This is a genomic window from Trueperaceae bacterium (assembly GCA_023954415.1).
Taxonomy (GTDB): Bacteria; Deinococcota; Deinococci; order Deinococcales; family Trueperaceae; genus JAAYYF01.
On sequence record JAMLIB010000008.1, the window covers coordinates 146216 to 169256 of the forward strand.

The 23041-nt window shown below is 71.3% G+C and carries 19 protein-coding genes; 8 read left to right on the top strand and 11 right to left on the bottom strand.

Translation table 11 applies throughout. The features are described from left to right. From M9914_11245 to M9914_11255, 3 genes are all read right to left on the bottom strand, one after another. Positions 1-528, bottom strand: a complete 528-nt coding sequence (locus M9914_11245; GenBank protein MCO5174753.1) for a GAF domain-containing protein — start codon at positions 526-528, stop codon at positions 1-3. A gap of 3 nt (positions 529-531) precedes the next feature. After that, positions 532-969, bottom strand: a complete 438-nt coding sequence (locus M9914_11250; protein ID MCO5174754.1) for a VOC family protein — start codon at positions 967-969, stop codon at positions 532-534. Between the two features lie 64 nt (positions 970-1033). Continuing rightward, the gene (locus M9914_11255) at positions 1034-1516 is read right to left on the bottom strand and encodes a DinB family protein (GenBank protein MCO5174755.1); all 483 of its coding nucleotides are present in this window, start codon (positions 1514-1516) and stop codon (positions 1034-1036) included. 445 nt (positions 1517-1961) lie between these two features. Between M9914_11255 and aroF the strand changes: the two genes are divergently transcribed. Genes aroF through M9914_11270 form a run of 3 tightly spaced genes read left to right on the top strand, consistent with a single transcriptional unit; the run spans position 1962 to position 4344 of the window. Then, a complete protein-coding gene (aroF, locus tag M9914_11260) occupies positions 1962-2993 on the top strand; it encodes a 3-deoxy-7-phosphoheptulonate synthase (GenBank protein MCO5174756.1) in 1032 nt (343 codons plus the stop codon). A gap of 5 nt (positions 2994-2998) precedes the next feature. Continuing rightward, complete coding sequence (locus M9914_11265; GenBank protein ID MCO5174757.1) at positions 2999-4099, top strand: prephenate dehydrogenase; 1101 nt, start codon at positions 2999-3001, stop codon at positions 4097-4099. 2 nt (positions 4100-4101) lie between these two features. Next, positions 4102-4344, top strand: coding sequence for a hypothetical protein (locus M9914_11270; GenBank protein MCO5174758.1), 243 nt, complete (start codon positions 4102-4104; stop codon positions 4342-4344). A 391-nt stretch (positions 4345-4735) separates the two neighbouring features. Here the strand turns inward: M9914_11270 and M9914_11275 are convergent, their stop codons facing one another. From M9914_11275 to M9914_11295, 5 genes are all read right to left on the bottom strand, one after another. After that, positions 4736-5908 (bottom strand): thiolase family protein, encoded by a 1173-nt coding sequence (locus M9914_11275; protein MCO5174759.1) that lies wholly within the window; start codon positions 5906-5908, stop codon positions 4736-4738. A gap of 76 nt (positions 5909-5984) precedes the next feature. After that, positions 5985-6551, bottom strand: a complete 567-nt coding sequence (locus M9914_11280) for a hypothetical protein (protein ID MCO5174760.1) — start codon at positions 6549-6551, stop codon at positions 5985-5987. Then, entirely contained in the window at positions 6548-8350 is a 1803-nt protein-coding gene (locus M9914_11285; protein MCO5174761.1) for a penicillin-binding transpeptidase domain-containing protein, read from the bottom strand. The genes M9914_11280 and M9914_11285 overlap by 4 nt, the downstream gene beginning before the upstream one ends. After that, positions 8350-8841: a rod shape-determining protein MreD gene (gene mreD / locus M9914_11290; protein ID MCO5174762.1), complete on the bottom strand. Its 492-nt coding sequence runs from the start codon at positions 8839-8841 to the stop codon at positions 8350-8352. The genes M9914_11285 and mreD overlap by 1 nt, the downstream gene beginning before the upstream one ends. A gap of 24 nt (positions 8842-8865) precedes the next feature. Further along, a complete protein-coding gene (locus tag M9914_11295) occupies positions 8866-12120 on the bottom strand; it encodes a DNA translocase FtsK (protein ID MCO5174763.1) in 3255 nt (1084 codons plus the stop codon). 196 nt (positions 12121-12316) lie between these two features. Between M9914_11295 and M9914_11300 the strand changes: the two genes are divergently transcribed. Then, positions 12317-14701 (top strand): diguanylate cyclase, encoded by a 2385-nt coding sequence (locus tag M9914_11300; protein ID MCO5174764.1) that lies wholly within the window; start codon positions 12317-12319, stop codon positions 14699-14701. Positions 14702-14719: 18 nt separating this feature from the next. On the opposite strand, the gene M9914_11305 is transcribed toward M9914_11300, so the two are convergent. The 3 genes from M9914_11305 to M9914_11315 are packed head-to-tail and all read right to left on the bottom strand — an operon-like array spanning position 14720 to position 17864. Next, positions 14720-16003: an AI-2E family transporter gene (locus tag M9914_11305; protein MCO5174765.1), complete on the bottom strand. Its 1284-nt coding sequence runs from the start codon at positions 16001-16003 to the stop codon at positions 14720-14722. Between the two features lie 24 nt (positions 16004-16027). After that, positions 16028-16789 carry a M23 family metallopeptidase gene (locus M9914_11310; protein MCO5174766.1) on the bottom strand — a complete coding sequence of 254 codons (762 nt, stop codon included), beginning with the start codon at positions 16787-16789 and terminating at the stop codon, positions 16028-16030. Between the two features lie 40 nt (positions 16790-16829). Next, complete coding sequence (locus tag M9914_11315) at positions 16830-17864, bottom strand: methyltransferase domain-containing protein (protein ID MCO5174767.1); 1035 nt, start codon at positions 17862-17864, stop codon at positions 16830-16832. 67 nt (positions 17865-17931) lie between these two features. Here M9914_11315 and M9914_11320 point away from each other — a divergent pair, with 67 nt between their 5' ends. The 4 genes from M9914_11320 (at position 17932) to hemW (ending at position 22832) form a co-directional block, all read left to right on the top strand. Beyond that, entirely contained in the window at positions 17932-19119 is a 1188-nt protein-coding gene (locus M9914_11320; GenBank protein ID MCO5174768.1) for a sugar ABC transporter permease, read from the top strand. After that, a complete protein-coding gene (locus M9914_11325; protein ID MCO5174769.1) occupies positions 19112-20044 on the top strand; it encodes a carbohydrate ABC transporter permease in 933 nt (310 codons plus the stop codon). Before M9914_11320 ends, M9914_11325 begins: the two co-directional genes overlap by 8 nt. Positions 20045-20244: 200 nt before the next feature. Further along, positions 20245-21594 carry an ABC transporter substrate-binding protein gene (locus M9914_11330; protein ID MCO5174770.1) on the top strand — a complete coding sequence of 450 codons (1350 nt, stop codon included), beginning with the start codon at positions 20245-20247 and terminating at the stop codon, positions 21592-21594. Positions 21595-21698: 104 nt separating this feature from the next. Further along, positions 21699-22832, top strand: coding sequence for a radical SAM family heme chaperone HemW (gene hemW, locus M9914_11335; GenBank protein ID MCO5174771.1), 1134 nt, complete (start codon positions 21699-21701; stop codon positions 22830-22832). The last annotated feature ends 209 nt before the right edge of the window (positions 22833-23041 follow it).

Sequence of the window (23041 nt, forward strand, 5' to 3'; positions counted from 1 at the left end):
TCAGCCGCGGGTCGCCGCCCGCCAGTCGACGACCGGCGTGATGTCCTTGACGATCGTCTCGAGGGCGCGCCTGTCCTCGATGTCGAAGTTGGCCACCCTGGCGCTGTCGAGGTCGAGCACGCCAACCACCTGAGCGTCGACGACGATCGGCACGACGATCTCGGAGCGCGAGCGCGCGTCGCAGGCGATGTGGCCGGGGAACGCGGTCACGTCCGGCACGACCTGGGTGCGGCGCTCGGCGACGGCCGCGCCGCACACCCCCCGGCCCACGGCGATGCGCACGCAGGCCGGTCGGCCCTGGAACGGCCCGAGGACGAGCTCGCCGCCCTTCATCAGGTAGAAGCCGGCCCAGTTGAGCCCTGGGACGTGCTCGAAGACGGCTCCCGCGACGTTGGCGAGGTTCGCCAGCCAGTCCGTCTCGCCCTCGACGAGCGCGAGGACGTAGCGGCGCAGTTCGATGTAGCGGTCGTTCTTGCTGGCGCCCTCGGCGAGGGGCGGCACGTAGTCGACCTCGTGACGAGTGAGCATCGCTCAGTTGCCACCGGAGCGGTTGCCCGCGAAGTAGACCATCCAGTGGATGCCGTAGCGGTCCTTGAGCGCGGCGTAGAGCTCCGCGAAGCCGGCGTCGCCGAGGGGCATGACGACCTGCTGAGCGCCGGCGCTCAGGCCGGCGTACAGCCGCCGCGCCTCGTCCGCGTTGTCCACGCCGATCATGACGTGGGTCGAGGTGCCGAACTCGACCTTCCCCATGCGCTGCGGGGCGTCGCTCGCCATCAGGACCCGCCCGTCGGCAAGGCTGAGCGACGCATGCATGACCTGGTCGAGCTCGTCCTCCGACACGCCAGCGTCGCCCCCGGGGAAGTCCTTGAAGCGGATGACCTCCAACTCGCCGCCGAACACCGACTGGTAGAACTTCATGGCTTCCTCGGCGTTGCCGGAGAAGTTCAGGTAAGGATCGAACCGCGCCATGGTGCTCCTCGTTTCCGGGCGACCGACTCGGCGCCCAGGGCTGGGCGTCCACGATACACGCAGTTCAGCCCTCCAGTTTGCGCCAGCCCCAGATCCTCATCGTGACATCGCCGGGGAGCTTGTAGCCGTACTCCGAGAGCTGGCGCGTGACCTGCCCGCGGTGGTGCGCGTCGTGCTGCATCAGGTACGCCATCATCATCGCCGTGCGTCTGGGCATGCCGGGTATGCGCCCATCGCCACGCAGGACGGCGCCCGTGAACAGGTCGACAAGGACCTTGCGGTTCTCGGCCAAAGCGGCGACCGCCTCGGCCTTGCTGACCGTCTTGGAAGGCAGCGAGTCACCCACGGGCGCCTTCGCCATCTTGGTGAACGTGCGCCTGAGCCCGTAGCTGTGCGCCACGATGGCCGCGATGGTGCGCCCCTTCTGCAAGGGCGGGGCGTGCCAGTACTCGTCCGGCACGGCCGCCACGAGCACCTCGGTGACCTCGAGGGCGTGAGCGAACGCCTCCAGCAGCTCGCGCTCCAGGTCGAGCGGGTTCCTCGCCATCTCATGCGTAAGGTAGAGGCGCCGCGGCGCTGCCGTCAAGCGCGCCGCCCCAACGCGAACCTCGGCACCGACCCGCGCGCTCCCTGGCGAGCCACCCCGGTTGACACGCGGCTCTCACCTGTTACACTCTCCGCCATGACCAGACCGCTCTCGGGAGGTGGTGCCGTGGACGATGGCTATGACTATAGCTACGCGTATCCGCTCGACGTCGCCACCCTAGCGGTCGTGGACGTCACCCCGTAAGCGCTCGCGGCAGCACGGATGCCAACCGCCCGGACAGTGCCTGACTGCCCGGGTCGCGCCAAGCGGAGCGCCCACACGGGCTCGCAGACCCACACGTAACCGAACCCGCCGGCCAAGCCAGCGCCGCCGTGGCGCCGCGACCGCCGACCCGCACCGTGAACTCAACGCGCGCCACGGATGGCGCAACCCAAGGAGAACAGCCATGGTCATCGTCATGACCAAGAACGCCGCGAAAGAGTCCCTAGAGCGAGTTCTCTCCGAGGTGAGGGCCCGCGGCTTCACGCCCCATGTCAGCGAGGGCGAGTCACGCACCCTCATCGGCGCCATCGGCCCGGCCCCGACGGAGGAGGTCAGGGAGCAGTTCGCGGCCCTGCCCGGCGTCGACACCGTCATGCGCATCTCCAAGCCGTACAAGCTCGCCTCGCGCGAGTTCAGGCACGACGACTCGACGGTAACGATCGGCACGCCAGGCAGGGGCGGCGTCCAGACGGGCAACGGCACCTTCGTCGTGGCCGCCGGGCCGTGCGGTGTCGAGACCCGCGAGCAGCTGACCGCCGCCGCCGCCATCGTCAAGAAGCACGGCGCGGCCGTCTTGCGCGGCGGCGCCTACAAGCCGCGCACGAGCCCGTACTCGTTCCAGGGGCTCGGCCAGGAGGGCCTGAGGATCCTCGAGGACGCCCGGGCGGCTACCGGCCTCCCGATCGTCACGGAGGTCACGGCGCCCGAGCTCGTCGAGACGGTGGCGAGCAGCGCAGACATGCTCCAGATAGGGGCGCGCAACACGCAGAACTTCGCCCTCCTCGCTGAGGTCGGCAAGGCCGGTAAGCCCGTGCTCTTCAAGCGCGGCATGAGCACGTCGATCAGCGAGTTCCTGCAGGCCGCCGAGTACGTGCTCAGCCAAGGCAACCCGAACGTCGTGCTGTGCGAGCGCGGCATCAGGACGTTCGAGACGAGCACGCGCTTCACCCTCGACGTGAGCGCCGTGCCCGTGCTCAAGGAGCTCTCCCACCTCCCCGTGTGGGTGGACCCGAGCCACGCCGCCGGCCGGCGCGGGCTCGTGCCGTCCTTGGCGCTGGCCAGCGCGGCCGCAGGCGCGGACGGCCTCATCGTCGAGGTGCACGCCAAGCCGGAGGAGGCCAAGTCCGACGCGGCGCAGCAGCTCGACGACGCCGAGTTCGGGCAGCTCATGGCGCGCTTGCGCGGCGTGGTGGCCGCGCTCGGCAAGAGCCTGTAAGCCGCATGGAGGAGCCCCCGCTCTTCGGCACCGTCGTGATCGCCGGCGTCGGCCTCATCGGCGGCTCCATCGCGCTCGGCACGCGGCGGCGGCGGCTCGCTCGCCGCGTGATCGGCTTCGACCGCGACCCCGGCGTGCTCGACGCCGCCAGGGGCCTCGGCGCCATCGACGAGGCCCAGTTGGCGCCCGGGCCGTGGCTGCGCGAGGCCGACCTGGTGATCCTCGCCGCGCCGGCCCGCGCCCTCGTGACCATGGGCGAGGCGTTGCTGCCACACCTGAATGAGCGCGCGATCGTCACGGACGTCGGCAGCGTCAAAGGACCGGTGGTCGCCGGGATGAGGCGAGCGCGCTTCGTAGGCGGGCACCCCATGGCGGGCAGCGAGCGGGGCGGCATCCTCAACGCCGATGCCGCGCTCATCGAGAACGCCGTCTGGGTCCTGACGCCGGAGCCCGATGTCACCGACCCGGCCGCGTTGTCCGCCGTCCGTGAGTACGTGACGGCCCTCGGCGCCAGGCCCATCGAGGTGAGCCCCGCTCTGCACGACCGCCTGGTGGCGACCGTCAGCCATCTCCCCTACCTCGCCTCCGTGGCGTTGACGGCGCTCGTCGCGGAGGGCGAGGAGCGCTCGCTCAAGATGCTCCTGGCTGCCGGCGGCTTCCGCGACCTCACGCGCGTCGCGAGCGGCGACCCGCTAATGAGCCGCGACATGGTCGCCGGCAACCGCGCGGCCGTGCGCGACGCGCTGCACGCGTTCCGGGCGCAGCTCGACCGTCTCGAGGGCCTGCTGGACGACCCCGACGGGCTGCTCACCGCCGGCGAGACGGCCAAGTTGACCCGCGACGGCATCCCCATCGTGCGGCGCAGCCTCCTGCCCGCCAGGCACGAGGTCGTCCTCGCCGTGCCCGACCGGCCGGGTGAGCTGGCGCGCATCACGCACGCGCTCGGCGAGGCCGGTGTGAACGTGAAGGACATCGAGGTCCTCGGCATCCGCGAGACGGGCGGCGCCATCCGGCTCGCCTTCGAGACGAGTGAGGAGCTCGTACTGGGCGGAGAGGCGCTGCGCGCCGCCGGCTACGAGGTGCATAGCCGCAACGGTGCCGCGTAGCCATGCAGCGCGGGGAGCTGTTCGAGCTGGCGGTGAAGCGGGCGACTACCTACCTGGACCGCGTGCTGCCTGCCTGGCGGCGGGAGCCACACCAGCCCTCGGAACTGCGTGCGGCCCTGGAGCTCTGGTACCTGCGCACGCGCTTCGCGTACCGCGTGCCGCTAGAGGAGGTCGTGGCGGCCCTCGTGGCGCCGCGCGCGGCCGATGAGCCCGGCGTAGCCGACGGCAGCAGCGGCAAGGACTAGCTGGGCTTTGCACCCGCCCCAGCGCACCCTTGGCGCCTATCTAGCCCGCGTGCGCGACCCTGGCTGAGGGTATGTCGGGGCGGTGGGGCGCGGCGTTGGAGGCCAGGACCATGGGCCTCCGTCGCGGTGCCGCGCAAGTCAACCAAAGTTGTCGCTCAACCTCAGTTACCGGCTAGCGCTAGCGAAGGTTGGTCGCTAACCTTAGTCGAGACCCACAGGGGGCTCGAGAGCCCCCAACCTCACCTCTCCACCCGACGCCCGCCGGCACCGGCCCGGCCGGCCGCCACTCCGGCTAGCCCGGCCGCGGGCGAGCACGGCTCTTGACGGGACCGCCACCACCATCGCCACCGCCACCGACATCGGCCCAGCACTGGCATGACCCGCGGGCGGCCTAGGCCAGCCTGAACAGCGCCGCCATCCCCTGTCCGCCCCCGACGCACATGGAGACGATCCCGTGCTCGGCGTCGCGGCGGCGCATCTCGGCGAAGAGGTCGGCGGCTATGCGCGCACCTGTGGCCCCGAGCGGGTGGCCGATGGCGATGGCGCCGCCGTTAACGTTCAGCTTCTCGTCCGGGATGCCGAGTTCCTGCTGGCAGTAGTACGCCTGGCTGGCGAACGCCTCGTTGATCTCGACGAGGTCGACGTCGGCCAGGGTCATCCCCACCTTGGTGAGGAGCTTGCGGATGGCCGGCACCGGACCGATGCCCATGACCTCGGGGTCGACCCCGACGACGGCCGCCTGCACGAGCCGCGCCAGCGGCCGCAGGCCGAGCGCGGACGCCTCCGAGGCGCGCATGATCACGCTCATGGCCGCCCCGTCGTTGAGAGGGCTAGAGTTCCCGGCCGTGACGGTGGCCGCGGCGTCCTGCGCGAACACCGTCGGGAGCGTGGCGAGCTTCTCGAGGGTCGAGCCGGCGCGCGGGCCCTCGTCCTGCGCGAGCACCACGTCGTGCCACGCGCCCGCCTCGTCCTTGACACGAGTGGGGACGGGCACGACCTGCTCGGCGAAGCGCCCGGCGGCGCGCGCCGCCAACGCCTTCTCGTGGCTGCTCAGCGCGAAGCGGTCCTGCTGCTCGCGGGTGACGCCGTAGCGCCGCGCCACGGCCTCGGCCGTCTGACCCATGGGGTGGTAGGCGCCAGGCCGGCGCCCCGCCAGCTCGCGGTTGAGCGGGAGGTCGCGGCCGCCCATCGGGACACGGCTCGTACAGTCGGAGCCGCCCGCGAGCACGACCTCGTTCATGCCGGCCGACACCGAGTGGACGCCCTGCACGATCGTCTGGAGGCCGGAGGCGCAGAAGCGGTTGATGGTGGCGCCCGCCGCCTCGTCGGGCAGCCCCGCTATCAGGCTCGCGATGCGCGCCAGGTTGTAACCGGCCTCGCCCTCGGGGTGGGCGTTGCCGACGAGCACGTCGTCCACGCGTTCGGGGGCCAGCCCGGGCGTGCGGGCCAGGGCCTCGCGGATGACGAGCGCCGCGAGGTCGTCCGGGCGCGTGTCCTTCAGGAGCCCCTTATGGGCCCTGCCGACCGGGGTGCGGATGGCCGTCGTGATGACTACGTCGTGCACGTGGTTCTCCCGTGTCTCGGCTCGTCCGGGCCTTCCTCGGCTCGCCGCCGCCGGCGCCCGGTCCGCTCGCCTCTTCTCAGTTAGTGTGCCAGGGACGGATGACGATGGCGCCGTCCTTGAGGTGCGCGACCTCGGGCCCGTTCTCCTCCGCGCCGTCCTCGCCACCGGCCTGCGCCAGGGCGTTGCCTATCCGGAGCTGCGGGCTCGAGATGCGCCTGGCCCAGATCACGGCGCGGTCGTTGCCGCTCGCGCCGGCGTGTGCGAGGCCCCGCAGGGTGCCGACAACGATGATGTCGTCGTTGGCGATGATCTCGGCGCCCGCGTTGACGTCGCCCAGCACGACGACGGAGCCGGTCGAATCGACCTTGCCCCCGCTCCGCACGGTGCGGGCGACTATGACGGTCTCGCCGCGCGCCTGCATGACGGCGGTGGGCGGCCGCACGTCGACGAGCGTGCCTCCGGCCGCCGCGACCTGCCCCGCGATCGCCTCGATGAGCGCGTGGGGCGTGCGCTCGGCGATCTCGACGGACACCTTGTCCTCCAGTAGCTCGGCATGCGCCTCGAGCATGGCCGAGACGCCGGCCGCTTCGTCGCCGGGCTCGAGGCTCAGCAGGATCCCTCCACGAATCCCTCTAGCTTTCATGGTTTTACCGGCACCTCCACGCCGCGCAGCCTCCAGTACCCTGCCAGGAAGTCCCGCGCGATGGGGACCGACACGCGTGAACTGGAGCCGCCGTACTCGATGAATACCACGACCGCGACCTCCGGGGCCTCGTAAGGTGAGAACCCCATGAACCAGGCGTGGGTGTAGTCGCCGCCGCGCGACGTCTGCGCCGTGCCCGTCTTGCCCGCCACGCTCACGGGGAACGCGCCGGGCCCGAGGAGGCTGCGCGACGGGAAGTCCGTGAGCATCATGCGCATGCCCTCGCGCAAGGTGCCGTAGAAGTCGCCGGGGATGTCGGCAACGCGCGGCTCGAAGACCTCGTCGCCGACGCGGGCTATGAGGTGCGGCTCGACCTGGTGCCCGCTCAGGGCCACGGTGGAGATGAGCTGCGCGATCTGCAGCGGGGTGGCCAGCGTGTCGCCCTGGCCGATGATGGTGTTGAGCGTGAAGCCCGGGAGCCACCCGTGCTCGTACTGGGGCTGCGACCTCACCCAGTCGCGGTCCGGCACGCGGCCGTTCTTCTCCTCCGGGAGCCCGACGTCCAGCTTGACGCCGAAGCCGAGCTCGTGCGCGCGCTCGACGACGTCGGCGATGAGCGGCGCCCAGCCGACGCCGAAGCTCGGCGTGACGGCGGCGGCGTGCCAGAAGAACGTGTTGCAGCTGTCGGCGATGGCCTGCTTGACCGTGTAGCCGCCCTTGCCGTAGGTGTCCCAGTTCCGCCAGGTGCCACCGCCGAAGCTGAAAGAGGCAGAGCACTGGTACACGGAGTTCGGCCCGATGTAGCCGTTCTCGAGGAGGGCGGAGGACGTGACGATCTTGAAGGTCGAGGCCGGCGGGTAGGCCTCCACCGCCCGGTTCGCGAGCGGCACGTGCTTCGAGTCGGAGAGGATGGCGGTGACGGCCTCGGGGTCCGACGGGCGGCGCGTGAACACGTTCTGGTCGAACGTGGGCGCGCTGGCCATGGCGAGGATCTCGCCCGTGCGGGGGTCGAGCGCGATGATGGCGCCGCGCACCACGTCCTCCGTCGGCAGGCCGACGCGGCGGCGGTCGGTGTTCACGTACTGCAAGGAGCCGGCCAGGACGTCCTCCGCCAGCCGCTGGACCTGCGGGTCGAGCGTGAGGACCACATCCTGACCCGGTTGGGCTGTTAGCACGACCTGCGAGGCCACCTCGGTGCCGCGGTTGTCGACCTCGACCTGGCGCGTGCCCGGGGCCCCGAAGAGGACGTCGTTCAGGCCCGCCTCGAGACCCATCACCCCGACCAGGTCGTTGTTCGAGAGCCCCGGGTTGCGCACCGGGTCGGCCTGCGCCGTGTAACCGATCGTCTGGGCGGCGAGGTTCGTCGGGTAGGTGCGCTCCAGGCGCTCGCGCAAGTAGAGGTTGGCGCTGCCCGCGACGCGCTCCTCGACGGCGCCCACGAGCTGGTCCGGGATGTTCCACGCGACCACGGCTCCGTTCTGCACCTCGTCCGCCTTCGTACGATCCGGCTGGCGCGGCTCGCCGCTCAGCCCGAGGAGGGCGGCGAGGTGGTCCCAGTCGGGCACCGGGCCGCCGCGGTAGAGCAGGTCGTACGCCACGCGGTCGTCGGCGAGCACGGTGCCGTCGCGCGCGAGGATGCGCCCCCGCAAGGGCACGATGTGGCGCTGCTGCGTGGCGTTCTGCACGGAGCGCTCCGTGTACTCCTCGACCATGACGAGCTGCAGGTACATGAGCCGCGCCGTGTACAGCGCGAGGACCGTCAGCATCCCCGCCAGCAGCACGCGCATGCGCCCCTGCATCAGAGGAGCTCCTTCTGCAGGACGCGACTCCGCTCGAGCAGGGCGGCGCTCCACGGGAGCACGAGGAGGCCGGCCGCCACGGTCAGCACGCTCTCGACGAGGCCCACCATGGCGGCCCTACCCAAGCCGAGCGCGCCGCCTGAGAGCCACACGACGACGCCGAGCATGACGGCCCATTTGCCGAGGCTGGCGACGAACACGACGAGCACGCGCTCGAGCACGCCCGTGTTGGAGAGCTGCGCGCGCACCATCGAGCCGGCCAGCGCGGCGGCCGCGAGGGCGAAAGCGTGCGCCCCGAGCACGCCGCTGCCGACGACGTCCTGCAGCAGGCCGACGCCGTACGCCACGAGCACGAGCTGCCACGGCTGGATGCGCCAGAGGAGCGTGAGCACGGCGAGGAGGAAGAGGTCGGGCGCGGGGATGGGCGCCAGCATGGAAGACAGGAAGCCTTGCGCCACCAGCAGTATCAGGTAGAAGACCACGAGGCGCACGGTGCGAGTCTACCCGACCCTCTTCTACTTGCCGAAGATGTTCGGCAGCTCGGCCAGGTCGACCAGCACGTCGCGGGGTTTGCTCCCCTGGTGCGGCCCCACCACCCCGAGCGCCTCGAGCGAGTCCATGAGCTTGCCCGCGCGCGCGTGGCCCACGGAGAGGCGGCGCTGCAGCCGTGAGACGCTCGCCTGCTTCTCGTTGATGACGAGCTCGGCCGCCGCGCGCAGCTTGTCGTCGTTCCAGTCGATGAGGCCACTCGCCGTCGACTCGTCGGCGGGCGGCGGGTCGAAGTCGGCGCCGTACGCCTCCACGAAGTCGTCGTCGAAGTACTGGCGCCTGAGGAAGTCCGCGAGCCGCCCGATCTCGTTCTCGCTCACGAACGGCCCTTGCAAGCGCACGGCCTTGACCAAGCCGGGCTGGTAGTAGAGCATGTCGCCCATGCCGATGAGGCGCTCCGCGCCCATGGAGTCGAGGATGGTGCGCGAGTCGTGGCTGCTGGAGACGGCGAACGCCATGCGCGCGGGCACGTTCACCTTGATCAGGCTCGTCAGGATGTCGACCGACGGCCGCTGGGTGGCGAGGATCAGGTGCATGCCCGTGGCGCGCGCCATCTGGGCGAGCCGCATGATGGCCGACTCGACCTCCTTCGGGCTCGTGATCATGAGGTCCGCGAGCTCGTCGATGATGATGGCGATGAACGGTAGCGGCGGCAGGTCGAGCGTCTTCGCCTTCTCGTTGTACTGGTCGAGGTTCTTGGCCCCGACCTTCGACATCATCTTGTAACGCCGCTCCATGTGCGACACGGCGCCGAGGAGCACGCCGGCCGCGTCGGACGGGTTCGTGACGACCGGGCGGAGCAGGTGCGGGATGCCGTCGTACGGCGTCAGCTCGACCATCTTCGGGTCGATCATCAGGAAGCGCATCTCGGTGGGGAGGAAGCGGTAGAGCAGCGACGAGACGAGCGTGTTGACGGCGACGGACTTGCCCGAGCCCGTGGAGCCGGCGATGAGCAGGTGCGGCATGCGCGTCAGGTCGCCGACCATCATCTCGCCGTCGATGGAGCGGCCGAGCACGATGGGCATGCGCGCCTTCGCGCGGCGGTAGCTGGGGGTCTCGACCGCCTCCCTGAAGCGCACGAGCTCGCGGTGAGCGTTCGGGACCTCGAGGCCGATGACGCTCTTGCCGGGGATGGGCGCCTCGATGCGCACGGAGCCGACGGCCATGGCGAGGGCGAGGTCGTCCGCGAGGTTCGCGAAGCGGCTGATCTTCTCGCCCGGCGCGGGCTCCACCTCGAAACGGGTGACGCTCGGGCCGCGCACGGCGGCCGTGACCCTCCCGCCCAGCTTGAAGTTCGCCAGGGTGTCGTCGATCTGGCGCACCCGCGCCTTGTGCTCCTGCGCCGCCGCCCGGCCGTCGGTCGGCGGGGCCTCCGGCTCGTCCAGGAGGTCGATCGGGGGCAGCGTGATGGGGATGGCTCCCACCTCGGGCAGGTCCCCGGCGGCAGGGACGCCCCGGCCCGCGGGCGTGCCGGTCTGCGCGGGCGTACCGGACTGGGAGGGCGTGCCGGTCTGCGCGGGCGTACGCTCCCCCACCACCCCGGCCGAGACGGTGCGCGCCGGCAACCGGCGCTCGCCGCGCTCACCCCCGTGCTCCCGCTTCGTGCCGGGCACCTCGCCCCCATCGATGAGGACTCGCTCGATCCCCTGGTCGTCGCTGTCGCCGCCGACGGGCTCCTCGTCCTCCTCGTGCGAGCCGCCCCGCCAAGCGGTGGACGGACCGGAACGAGCGGCGGCGCCACCCGCACCGCCCTCCCAGCCGCCGGCCTCGCCGACTTCCACGCGAACACCGGCCCCTGCCGCCTCCGCCGCCACGGCGGCCCTCGCGGCAGCAGCCGCGGCGGCCTCGGCGCGAGCAGCCTCGGCCGCCAGGCGCTCCGCCTCGAGCCGGTCGAGCTCGGCGCGCCTGACCACCGCCTCGAAGGCGTCCTGGACGTGCCCGAGTTCGCCGAGGAGCTTGCGCCCCTTGCCCTCGAGCTCCGCGCCGAGGGTCGCGTGGAAGTCGGCGAGGACGGGAGAGTCCGGGTACTCGGCGAGCGCCTCGTGCACCTCGCCGATGAACGGGCGCCACTGCTCGAAGAGCGTGGCCACCACGTCCACCCCCTCGGCCTCGGCCTCGACGGTGCGCAGGCTCGCCAGGCGGCGGTGATGGGAACGCTGGGCGTTCGCCAGTTGGCCCGGCGTCATCCCCTTCATCGCGCGCCGTTCGAGGTCGCGCTCCCGGGTCAGGCGCTTCGCGCGCTCGAGCAGGGAGGTCGTCTCGAGGAGGAGGCTCTGCCTGAGCTTGTCGAGGGCGTCCGCCGCCCTCCCCCGCTGACCGATGCCGTCTCCCAGAAGGCGCTTCATGGTGGCTACCCACACCTCGAAGGTCGTCGTGCGCCCGTCGTCGCCCAGCGGGGCCCTGGCCGCCTCGAAGTCGAGCTGCGCGCCGAGTTCCTCGGCGCGGTCCTTGGCGAAGCCGGCAACGGCGCCCTGCCACGCGCCCAGGTCGGCACGCACCTCGCGCAAGACGGGCAGGGTCGCGGCGGAGAGGCGGGCCTTGCTGGCCTGGACGTCGTCCTTCCACCTGCCAACCTCGTCGCTGCCAGGGTAGAGCTCCGCCAAGGCGTCGAGGTCGCGGGTGAGGTCGGTGAGCCCGCGCCTGACCTGCGCCACGTCCGCCTGGAAGCCGGCCCTGCGCTTGGCGGTCGTGCGGACCTGCACGAGCCAGCGCCAGAGGCCTTTCAAGGCGGTGACGAGGCCGCCGAGGGCGACGCGCAGAAGCCGCGTCGGTGGCCAGCCGGCCAGCAGGTCGATCCCGACGCTGCCGACCACGACGGCCGGCACCGCCGCCAGGACGCCCCAAGCGCCGCCGAGCCAGGCTCGCAACGAGGCACCCCAGGCGCCGGCGGCCGCCGGCGCGGCGGCGGCCAGCACCCCCCAGACACCGGCGGTGGCGAGGACGTAACCGAGGGTGGCGCGCGGCCACCAGCGGGGGTTGCGGCGGACGAGGAACAGCGCGCCGAGCACGATGAGCGGGACGGGCAACGCGTAGGCGCCAACGCCCAGCGGTCCGGTGAGCGCGGCGCGGACGGTGCGCCCGAGCTCGCCCGACGGGAGGAACGGCAGCAGCACGCCCACCAGGAAGGCGCCGGCGGCCAGCATGACCAGCCCGACCGCCTCGAGGTCGAGCCGGCTCGCCTCCACGCGCTTGCGTTCCCGTCGGGTGTTCTTCTTCTTCACGTCCGTAAGTGTACCGCCCCCGCCGCGGAGCCCCGATAGAGCTTTCCCACGTGCGCCCGCCGGGCAAGCTCGGTGCGCCGGAGCGGCGGCCCGGCGCCGAAGGCACTCCGGCGCCCCCTGGGACGCCGGCGATCGGAACGCAGTCGACCCCGCCGGGTAATTCGGCCGTAAGAGCGGGAGTGGGATGATCGGGTAGATGAAGCCAGCGAAGCCGAGGACGGAGTGGCGCGGCCGCGGGTTGGGGCCGACGGCGGGAGCGGTGGCGTGGGCGCTGCTCCCCGTCGGCGTGTTCCTGGCCAGCTACCCGCTCGGCACGGCGGGGCTCTGGCACGGCTTCCTCCTCGCCACCCCCTTCCTGGTCGCGACCTCGGGGCTCGGCTGGCGCGCCGGCCTCGTCCTCGCGCCGCTCGGGCTCGCACTGCTCTGGCTGCGCACGACCCTCGACGGCGCCGGCGCCACGCTCGGCGACTACTCCATGCTGCTCGCCGTCATGGCATTGGCCACCCTGGCCGGCGACCGCCTCTACCGGGCGTGGCGCGGAGCCCAGCGCCTCGCCGTGCAGGCCGGGCGCCGCGCGAAGCTGCTCCAGGAAGCCACCTTCGACCTCAACCATTCGGCGGACGTCGACGCCCTGTTCGCCTCGGCGCCACGGCTCCTCTCGGACATCCTGTCGTTCGCGCACGCCTCCGTGTTCGTTCCTCGCGGCCAAGCTCTCGAGGTCCACACGACCTTGCGCTGGGGGGCGGAGCCCGGCTTCACCGTGCCGCTACAGAGCGTGATGGGCAGGGCCTACACGACGGCGCAGCCCCAGTACGTCGTGAACACGGCGACCGACCCGGACTTCATCCAGGCCCCGGGCGCCGAGCTGACGCGCAGCGAGCTCGCCCTGCCCGTGATCGTGGAGGGCGAGGTGCGCGCCGTGCTGAACCTCGAGCACCGCACGACCGGCGCGTTCCCGCCCGGGGACCACGCTACGCTCAAGGCGTTCGTGCGGATGATGGAGGAGGTCCTGGCGCGCCTCGACGCCACCGAGGCGCTCAACCAGACGACGAAGGAGCAGCAGTTCATGGCGCGGCTGAACGAGCGGCTGCTGCTCGCCGAGGGCCTGCCGGAGGCGGCCGACGTCGCGCTCGACGAGGTCATGACCTGGTTCGGCCTCGACCTCGGCGCGGTCCTCGAGATGCATAGGGCGCGCTTGCGGCCTGTCGCGCTGCGCGGGACCCCGCCGCCCGTGCTGGCGCAGCGGCTGCGCGACGGCTTCGAGTTCGTCGGCGTGCTGCAACACGCGTGGCAGACGCGGCAGATCGTGCTCGTCGACGACCTGGCGCTAGAGGGGGCGTGGACGACCACGACGGAGGCGCGCGCACTGGCGGCCGTGCCCATCGTCAACCCGAGCGGGCAGGTCCAGGCGCTGCTCGTGGTGGCGCGCTACCGGGAGCCCCTGCCGACGTGGGGCGAGCGCGACCGCGCGCTGCTCTCGACCATCTCGGCTCCGCTGGGCGCCGCCTTCAGCCGCATGACGCTCAACCGCCAGCTGCTCGCCACCCTGGAGGTCATCCGGCAGCTCCGATCGGCGGCCGGCCCGGACGCGCTCTACCACCACGCCGCCCAGGCGGCGCTCGACCTCGTCCCGAACGCCGAGGCGGCCTCGATCCTCGTACGCCACGGCGACCACTACTACTACGAGGCCGCCGTCGGCTACGACCTGGAAACGCTCCAGACGCACGCCGGACCCTTCAGTTACGACGAGCAGTTGGCCTGGTACCAGGGATCGCGCGAAGAGTTCGACGCCGGTCGCGGCCGGGTCCTGCGCGGGCCGCGCATCGCCACCGCCAGCTTGACCTCGCGCCGGACGCCCGTGGGCTTCATGCCGGCCCGCATGGCCGAGATGCGGTGCCAGCTCGCCGTGCCGATCGTCGACGGCGACCAGGTCGTCGCACTACTGAACCTCGACAACTTCTCGACGGAGGACGCCTTCAGCGTGGCGGCGCTCCGCATCGCCGAAGCGTTCGCGCAGCACATCACCGTCGTGGTGCGCCAGGCGGAGGAGCTCGTGCTGCTGGAACGCTCGGCCGTAACGGACGCCCTGACCGGCCTGGGGAACCGCGAGGGGTTCGAGCGCACGTTCAAGCAGGAGCTCGCGCGGGCGCGCCGCCTGGAACGCCATCTCACCCTCATGCTCATCGACCTCGACGATTTCAAGCAGATCAACGACCGGTTCGGACACGCCGAAGGCGACAGCGCGCTCGTCGCCGTCGCGGGGGCCCTGGCCGCCACGGCTCGCGCCGGCGACCACGTCTTCCGCTGGGGCGGCGACGAGTTCGCCCTCATCCTCCCGGAGACGCAGCCGCAGGAGGCGGTGGCAGCCGCGGCCCGCTTCCGGGACGTGCTCGCCGGGCTGGACGTGAACGGGGTCAGGGTGCTAGGGAGCTTCGGCCTCGCCGGCTACCCCGTCGACGGCATCGAATGCGCGTCCCTGATGGCAACGGCCGACCACCGCATGTACGCCGACAAGCGCAAGAAGGCCAAGGCGAGCGAACGAGCGCGGCGCCTGCCGCCGACGGCCGGCGTGGCCGGCTAGGCAGTCAGGGCTTCCGGCTCAGCGCTTGCGCCTCCGCCCGGGCGGGGGCGTCCGCCGCTTCGGGGGCTCCTTGCGCCCCTTCGCCGCCTTAGGCTCGGGCGCCTCCTCGGCTGGGGCCGCCCCGCCGGCGAAGGCGGGACGCGTGAGCAGGTAGTCCTCGGCGACGACCTTGATGAGCGCGACCGTAGGCACGGCGAGCAGGGCGCCCAGGAGCCCCATGAGACCGACGCCCGCCATGATGGCGAGCATCACCGTGACGGGGTGCAGGTTCGTGTTGCGCGACAAGATCAGGGGCGACAGGACGTGCGCCTCCAGCTGGTTCGCCACGAGGAAGACGAGCGCGGCCAGCACCGCGGCGAGCGGGCTTACGGTGAAGCCGAGCAGGATCGCGGGGATCACGCCGAGGATGGGGCCGAGGTAGGGCACGAGGTTGAAGACCGCGGCGAGGAAGCCGATCGCGGTGGCGAGCGGGATGCCGATCAGGCTCAAGCCGGCCCAGATCATGACGCCGAGCAGCATGGTAATGAGCAGCTGCCCGCGGAGGTAGCCGCCGACGGCCAGATCGGCCTTGGCACCGAGGTCGCTCGCCAGCCCGCGGTAGCGGACGGGCACGAAGCGCCTGAAGTTGGCGATGAAGCGGGGGAAGTCGTAGAGGAAGTAGGCGCCGGCAAGGAACACGAGGAAGACCTGGAAGGTCGTCGAGATGACGGCGGTGGCGCCCGTGAGGAGCAGGCCCGGGCCGCCCGTGACGACGGTCTCGAGCAGGCGGCGCAGGCCCTCGCCGAACTGCTGGAGGAACGAGGCGACCTGTTCCCTGACCTGGATGCTGATCGCGCCGGTGTCGTCCGACACCCCGAGGCGATCGGAGAGGAAGGACGGCAAGCGGTCCGAGATGCTCACGAGCCATTCCTGGAACTGGCCGGTCCACTGCGTGAGCCGCTCGATGGCGGTCGGCACGAGCTGGACGAACCTGCCGAGCTCCATGAGGACCTGGCTGATGATGACGGAGCCGAAGGCCAGCAGCAGCAGCAGGAGTCCGTAGGTGATGACAACGGCCAGGCTCCGCCTGAGCCGCAACCTGGTCAGCCAGTCGACGACGGGGTTGAGGATGTAGGCGATCAGGAACCCGATGAGGCCGACCTGCAGCGCGAAGGCGTAGCCATGCCTCAGTCGCCACAGCACGGCCACCAGGAGGACGGTGAGCACGATGTAGCTCACCGCGCGCACCCAGACGTTCTGCCACACGGTCTCGAGCGCGGTCGCCTCGTTGGCGTTCTTGGCTTGCGGGCGTTCAGGCTGCACCGGTCGCGTAAGCCTCCTCTACCATCATGGTCCGACGAACAGCGATGCCGCCGCTATGCGAACGGCCTCAGCGTCCATGCCGGCGCCGAAGAACTCGTCCGGGGCCGGCCAGATCTCGAAACGCAGGCGCGCCTGGTCGGTGCGTCCCGCCACGGCCACGTCCGTGCCCGAGTTCCCTACGAACCCGATAACCTGGCCGCGGTAGACGTTGACGCCGGTCCGGATGCCGTCGCGAACGGCCGCCAGGTGGCCGTAGCGGAGGACCGTGCCGTCGGCCAGGCGCAGCCACACCTGCCTGCCCCGCAACTGGTCGAGCTGCCCCTCATCGGCCCCGGCCTCCCCCACGTCGGCCAGCAGCACGTCCCACGCCCGCGGGTCGATCTCGGTGTAGGCGACGTCCGCCCGCACGACCTGGCCGCTCTGGGCCGCCACGACCGGCGTGCCGGTCGTGATGGGCACACCCGCGTCCTGGTCGAAGAAGTCGAAGCCCTGGCTGACCCCGTGGCGGTAGGCGCGCGGCGCCCCCGGGAGGTGATCGTCCTGGGCGGGCAACCGCGCTCCCGGGATGGGGAACCAGAGCCCGGCGGCGCTCGCCACGGGCGGCGCGCCGCCCTCGTCGGCCGCGACAGGAGCGCCCGAAGCGGCGACGCCGGTCGGGCGTCTGGCGATCAGCAGGCCGGTGACGACGAGCGCGTAGAGGGTCAGGGCTGTGAGGACGTACCAACCGGGTCGCAGGCCCCGCAGCGACGCGGTGATGGACGAGGGAACCGAGCGCTTGCCGCTCATGGAGGGGAAGTCTAGCACGCCTCCGTTGGCGCCCAGGACGTCACTCCTGGGCGCGCGACATGAGTAGGACGAGCGGGTGGTGGCCACCGTGCGCCACCCGCGATTCGTGCTCGACCCGCCACCACGGCTGGTCGAGCACTACGGAGCGCAGGAGCCTCAGCTCGTGGCTCAGGAGGCAGAACCGGGCGTCCGGCGCGGCGAGCGCGGCGGCGGCGGCGAACAGCTTCGGGTAGAGGGCCCGGTTGGCGGCGTGCGCGCCGACCGCGTCGCCCCACGGGGCGTCGGCCGTCAGGACGTCGAACCGACCGGCGGTCCCGAGCCACTCGACGAAGCGCGGGTCCGTCAGGTCGCCGACGCCCAGCTCGCACCGTTTCGCCACGCCGGCCGCGCTTGCGTTCGTCTCGGCGCAACGCACCGCGTCCGGGTCGACGTCGAAGCCGACGAGCTTCCGCGCGGGCGCGCGCAGTGCTCGTTCGATCAGCAGTGTGCCCGAGCCGCACATGAGGTTCAGGTAGGCGTCGCGCGCGTCGACGCCGGCGAGCTCGTTCATGGCGGCCGCGACGGCCGCGTTGAGGCCGCCGGGCCGGTTGCACACCCGCCAGGCGCGCGTCGAGCTGGGCCGTGGCGTCAGCCTGACGAGGACCTCCCAGCCCGCGCCGGCCGGGTCCGGGCGCAACCGCACGAGCAGCTCGCCGTCGTCCTGCCGCCACGGGAGACCGACGGCGGCGGCAAGTGAGCTCGCGAGGCGCGTCATGGTCGGCGAGTCCGCGCCGGCCGCCGAGAAGCGCAACCCGCCGTACTCGCCCCGCGCGGCGACGCCCTTCACGGCGGCGACTAGGGCCCTGAAGCTCGCGTCGCCGAGAAGCGCCTTCGGGCGCGGCACGGGGAAGGTCATGGACAGGTACGCGGCGGCGAGGGTACGGGCGCGCAGCGCCTTGGCCAAGTCGGCGTCCTGCACCAGGCGGAAGCCGCCGGGGAACTCGGCGAGGCGCTTGGCGCCGAGGCGCTGGAGCTCGGCGCGCGCCACCACCTCGGTGCCGGCCGGCACTTCCAGGAAGTAACGCGACGCCGGCATCGGCCCATGCTAACAAGGCGACCAGGCGGGGCAGCAGCCGCCGACGGGTCTCGGCTATAGTTGGGGCGTGAAGCTCGTGACGGCCGGCAACGACAACCGTTCCGTCCGGCGGGGTCCGTCGCGCCAGGAACGGCTCGACTGGCTCACGGCGTACCTCTTCATCCTCCCGGCCACGCTGCTCATCGCCGTCTTCGGGCTCTTCCCGATCGGTTACTCCGTCTACATGAGCCTGCACAACTGGCGCGTGCGCAAGGGCGATTTCATCGGCCTGCGCAACTACGAGGCCACCCTCGGCGACTGGTGGGGCGCGCTCGCCTTCTTCGGCGGGATCGTGCTCATCATCGTCGCGCACTGGCTGTGGACGGACGCGTTCAAGGGGGAGCGCGCCAGGGCGCCGCAGGCCGCCAGGATCGTGGGCGCGGTGGTGCTGCTCGGCGCGGGGGTGTTCATGGCGCTCGGCTGGCGCCTCATGATGGACGCGGGCAGCAAGGTCTACCTGAAGGGCCTCGTGCGCACCGTGTACTACGGCTTCGGCTCCGTACCCATCCAGATCGTCCTCGCGCTGGTCCTCGCCACCCTCCTGTTCCAGCGCATCCGGGGCCAGGAGCTCTTCCGCATGATCTACTTCCTGCCGTACATCACGCCGTCCGTTGCGGGCGCCGCCATCTTCCGCAGCCTGTTCAGCCCGCGCGAGGAGCGCCTGGCCAACCAGATCCTCGACTGGTTCGGCATCGCGCCGCAGCGGTGGCTGTTCGAGACGAAGCCCGTGACGCAGCTCCTGTTCGGCAACCTCTTCCCCAACGCCGACTGGAGCGGCTTCTGGGCGGGTCCGTCGCTCGCCCTCGTCACCATCATCATCTTCGGCATCTGGACCTTCGTCGGCTACAACGCGGTGATCTTCCTGGCCGGCCTCGGCGGCATCTCCAAGGAGCTCTACGACGCCGCGGCCATCGACGGCGCGAACCGCGTGCAGCAGTTCCGCTTCATCACCGTGCCGCTCCTCTCGCCCGTGACCTTCTACCTGACGGTGCTCGGGTTCATCGGCACGTTCCAGGCGTTCACGCACGTCTACGTCATGCGCGAGCGCGCCACGCGCGACGCCGTCGATACGGCCAGCATCGTCATCTTCGACACCTTCTACAAGAACAACAACTTCAGCTTGGCCGCTGCCCAGTCCGTGATCCTGTTCGTGATCATCCTGCTGCTCACCCTGCTGCAGAACCGGCTGTTCGGCAGGAGGGCGCTGGGTGGCTGAGCGTCGGAAGGGCCGCAAGGGCGAGGCCGCGCCCGCCACCCAGGTGATCGGCGGGGTCGAGCGCGTCGTGCGGCCCACCAGCTTGCGGCAGCCCTACCACTTCGAGCTCTCGCACATCCCCATCTACTTCCTGCTCGTAGTGGGGGCGGTCATCAGCATCACACCCTTCTTCTACATGGTCTCGACATCGCTGATGACGCTCGGGGAGACCATCAACCGCGTTCTCCTGCCGGCCGCGCCGCAATGGGTCAACTACGAGGTGGCGTGGAGCGAGTCCAACTTCGCGCTCTACTTCCGCAACAGCGTGATCATCACCGCCATCGTGATCCTCGGCGTGCTGGTCACGTGCACCCTCGCCGGCTACGCCTTCGCGCGCATCCGCTTCCCCGGCCGCGAGCTGATCTTCACGGTGCTGCTCGCCACGCTGATGATCCCCGGCACCGTCACGTTCATCCCCAACCTGCTCCTGATCAGGGGCCAGATCGTCCCTTGGGGCTCGTGGATGAACTCGCTGCCGGCCCTCACGGTGCCGTTCATGGCGACGGCGTTCACCATCTTCCTGCTGAGGCAGTTCTTCGTCGGCATCCCGGGCGAGCTCTACGACGCCGCCAGGATCGACGGTGCGGGCCACCTGCGCTTCCTGACCGCCGTCGTCATCCCGATGAGCAAGCCCGTCATGATGACGGCCACGCTCCTGACGTTCGTCTCGACCTGGAACGAGTTCTTGTGGCCGCTGCTCGTCACGACGACCCCCAGGTGGCGCCCCCTCGGCGTCGGCCTGTACACCTTCATCTCCGAGGCCGGCCCGGAGACGCAGCTCCTGATGGCCGGCACCGTCATCACCGTCATCCCCGTCCTCGTGGTCTACTTCTTCACCCAGAAGCAGTTCACGGAAGGCATCGCCACCTCCGGGCTCAAGGGGTGAGGCTCACGGCCGCCGCGCAGGCATCCGCTGCCCGCCGGCGCAGACCACGGAGTAACACCTGGCCGGGGCCGCCTCGAGCTCTCGAATGGTGAAGCTTACGTGACCATGACCGTCCTCGGTAATGGTGACGGCACCGGGCCGGCGCGCTACGCTTGATGACGTAGCGCGGGTCTGCTGCCCGCCGTCGAAAGGAGTCGTGCATGAGAAGAGTCACGCCACTACTGGGGGTCCTGTTAGCGTTGATGCTCGCTGTCCCGGCGTTCGCGCAGGACTGGGACGACGTCGACCCGAGCGGCCAGACCGTCACGTTCTGGCACCAGCACACGCGCGAGCGGGAGACGGCCCTCCAGGAGATCGTCGCGGAGTTCAACGCCACCAACCCTTACGGCATCACGGTCGTCGCCGAGTACCAGGGCGGCTACAACGACATCTACCAGAAGATGGTGGCGCTGCTCGGCACGTCCGACACGCCCAACATCGTCGTCGCGTACCAGAACCAGGCCGCCACGTACGAGCTCGTCGACGGGCTCGTCGACATGAACCCCCTCGTCGACTCGGCGAAGTGGGGCATCTCGGCCGAGGACCAGGCCGACTTCTTCCCCGGCTTCTGGAGCTCCGACGTCTTCCCGAGCTTCGGCGGCAAGCGCCTCGGCCTCGCCCCCAACCGCTCCATGGAAGTGCTGTACTACAACGCCGACTGGCTCAAGGAGCTCCGTAGCGCCGGTCTGATCGACTTCGACGGCCCGCCCACCACGCCCGAGCAGTTCGAGGCCGCGGCCTGCGCCGCTTCGCAGACGCCGTTCTCTGGCGCCACCGTCTCGGGCACGCCGTTCGGCTACGAGCTCTCCATCGATGCGAGCCGCTTCGCCTCCTTCACCTTCGCCTTCGGCGGCAACGTGTACGACGCGGCCGAGAACCGCTACACGCTCGACTCCGACGCGGCCGTCGCAGCCATGACCTGGATCCAGGGCATGTTCGAGAAGGGCTGCGCCACCATGGTCAGCGAGGCGTACGGCGACCAGACCGACTTCGGCAACGGCCGCCTGCTCTTCGCCGTCTCCTCCAGCTCGGGCCTGCCGTTCTACCAGACGGCCATCGACTCGGGCGCCGGCTTCGACTGGAACGTCGCCGCCATCCCCCACACCACGGCCGAGCCCGTCATGAACATCTACGGCGCCTCCGTGAGCCTGCCCGCCGGGCACAGCGCCGAGTCCACCCTCGCCGCCTGGCTGTTCCTCAAGTACTACACGGGCACGGAAGCCCAGACCGAGTGGGCCATCGCGAGCCAGTACTTCCCCGTCCGCCAGAGCGTGGCCGCGGGCCTCGGCGAGTTCTTCGACTCGCTGCCCCCTTTCAAGAGCGCCTTCGAGCTCCTGCCGTACGGCATCGCCGAGCCCAACGTGCCCGGCTACGACCCGGTGCGCGAGAGCATCAACTCCGCGATGGCGGCCATCACCGACGGTGACGACGTCACCGAAGCGTTGCAGCTCCTCAACGGCGAGGCGAACCTGATCCTCGACGACCAGCTCTCTCAGCTCCCCACGAACTGAGCCGGGTTCCGGCCCTCAGGGGCTAGGCCCAATGGTGGGCGGCGCGACGGTCGCGCCGCCCACTCCTTTGTGAGCCGCGCGCCGAAGTGGCGTAGCCTTGGCTCGTGGCCGCGCCAGCCCTCTACGTGCACGTCCCGTTCTGCCCGAGCATCTGCCCGTACTGCGACTTCCACAAGATGCTGCGCAATGAGGGGCTGGTGGCCCGCTACGTCGAGCGCCTCGAGGCGGAGGCCGCCGCCGTCGCGGCCGCCTTCCCCGAGAGCCCGGAGACCGTCTACCTGGGCGGCGGCACGCCGTCACACCTCACCGACGCCGAGCTGACGCGCGTGTTCGCGGCGCTGCGCCGCGGCTGGGGCGCCGGCGCCGGCCGGGCGGAGACGACGCTCGAGGCCGACCCCCTAACGTTCGGCGAGGCGCGCCTCGCCGCCTTCCGCGAGCTGGGCGTCACGCGCCTCTCGATCGGCCTGCAGTCGGCGGACGACGCCACGTTGCGCTACCTCGGCCGCGTTCACGACGCCGCGGCGGGGCTCGAGGCCGTCGCGCTCGCCCTGAAGGCGGGCCTCCGGCCGAACGTCGACGTCATCATGGCCGTGCCAGGCCAGGACCTCGCGGCGGACCTCCGCCGGGTGGCCGACCTCGGCGCGCGCCACGTCAGCGTGTACAGCCTGACGGTCGAGCCGGGCACGCCGTTCGCGCGCCGCGGCGTCAGGATCGACCCGGATGCGGACGCGGACGCCTTCGAGCTGGCCGGCGACGTCCTGGCCGAGTACGGCCTCCGGCGCTACGAGGTGAGCAACTTCGCCGCCCCCGGCGAGGAGTCACTGCACAACCTGACCTACTGGCGCGGCGAACCGTACCTGGGCATAGGACCGTCGGCGTCCGCGTACCTGCCGGTAGGCGGCGAGTTCGGCACCCGCTACAAGAACCCGCCCATCAAGGCGTGGCTCGCGGGCGAGGCGCCGGAAGCCGAGACGCTGAGCGCGGACGACTACCTGCTGGAGCGCCTGCTGACGGGCCTGCGCACCCGCGCTGGCGTCGACCTCGCACCGCTCGAGGGCCGGCTGGGCACCAAGCTGGCCGACGTGGCCCCGGCCTGGCTGCGCGACGTGACGCGCCACGGCTTGCTGGAACTGGCCGGCGGCCGCCTACGCGCCACCCCGGCCGGGCTGGAACGCCTGGACGGGGTCCTGAGGGCCTTCGTGAACAGCAGGACGCCGCTAGGCTCAACACCAAGCTGAGGAGTCAGGCCACTAGCCTCGCGCACAAACCATCCTCGACGAGGACTGACGTTCGCATCCGCGGCCGCCCACTAGCCTCGCGCGCACAAGCCACCGGCCCCCATACCTCTGCCAAGGACGAGTGAGTCGAGTAGCGGGGGGGGGGGGGGGGGGGGGGGGGGCGGGGGGGCCCCGCCCCCCCCCCCCCGGGGGGGGGGGGGGGGGGGGGG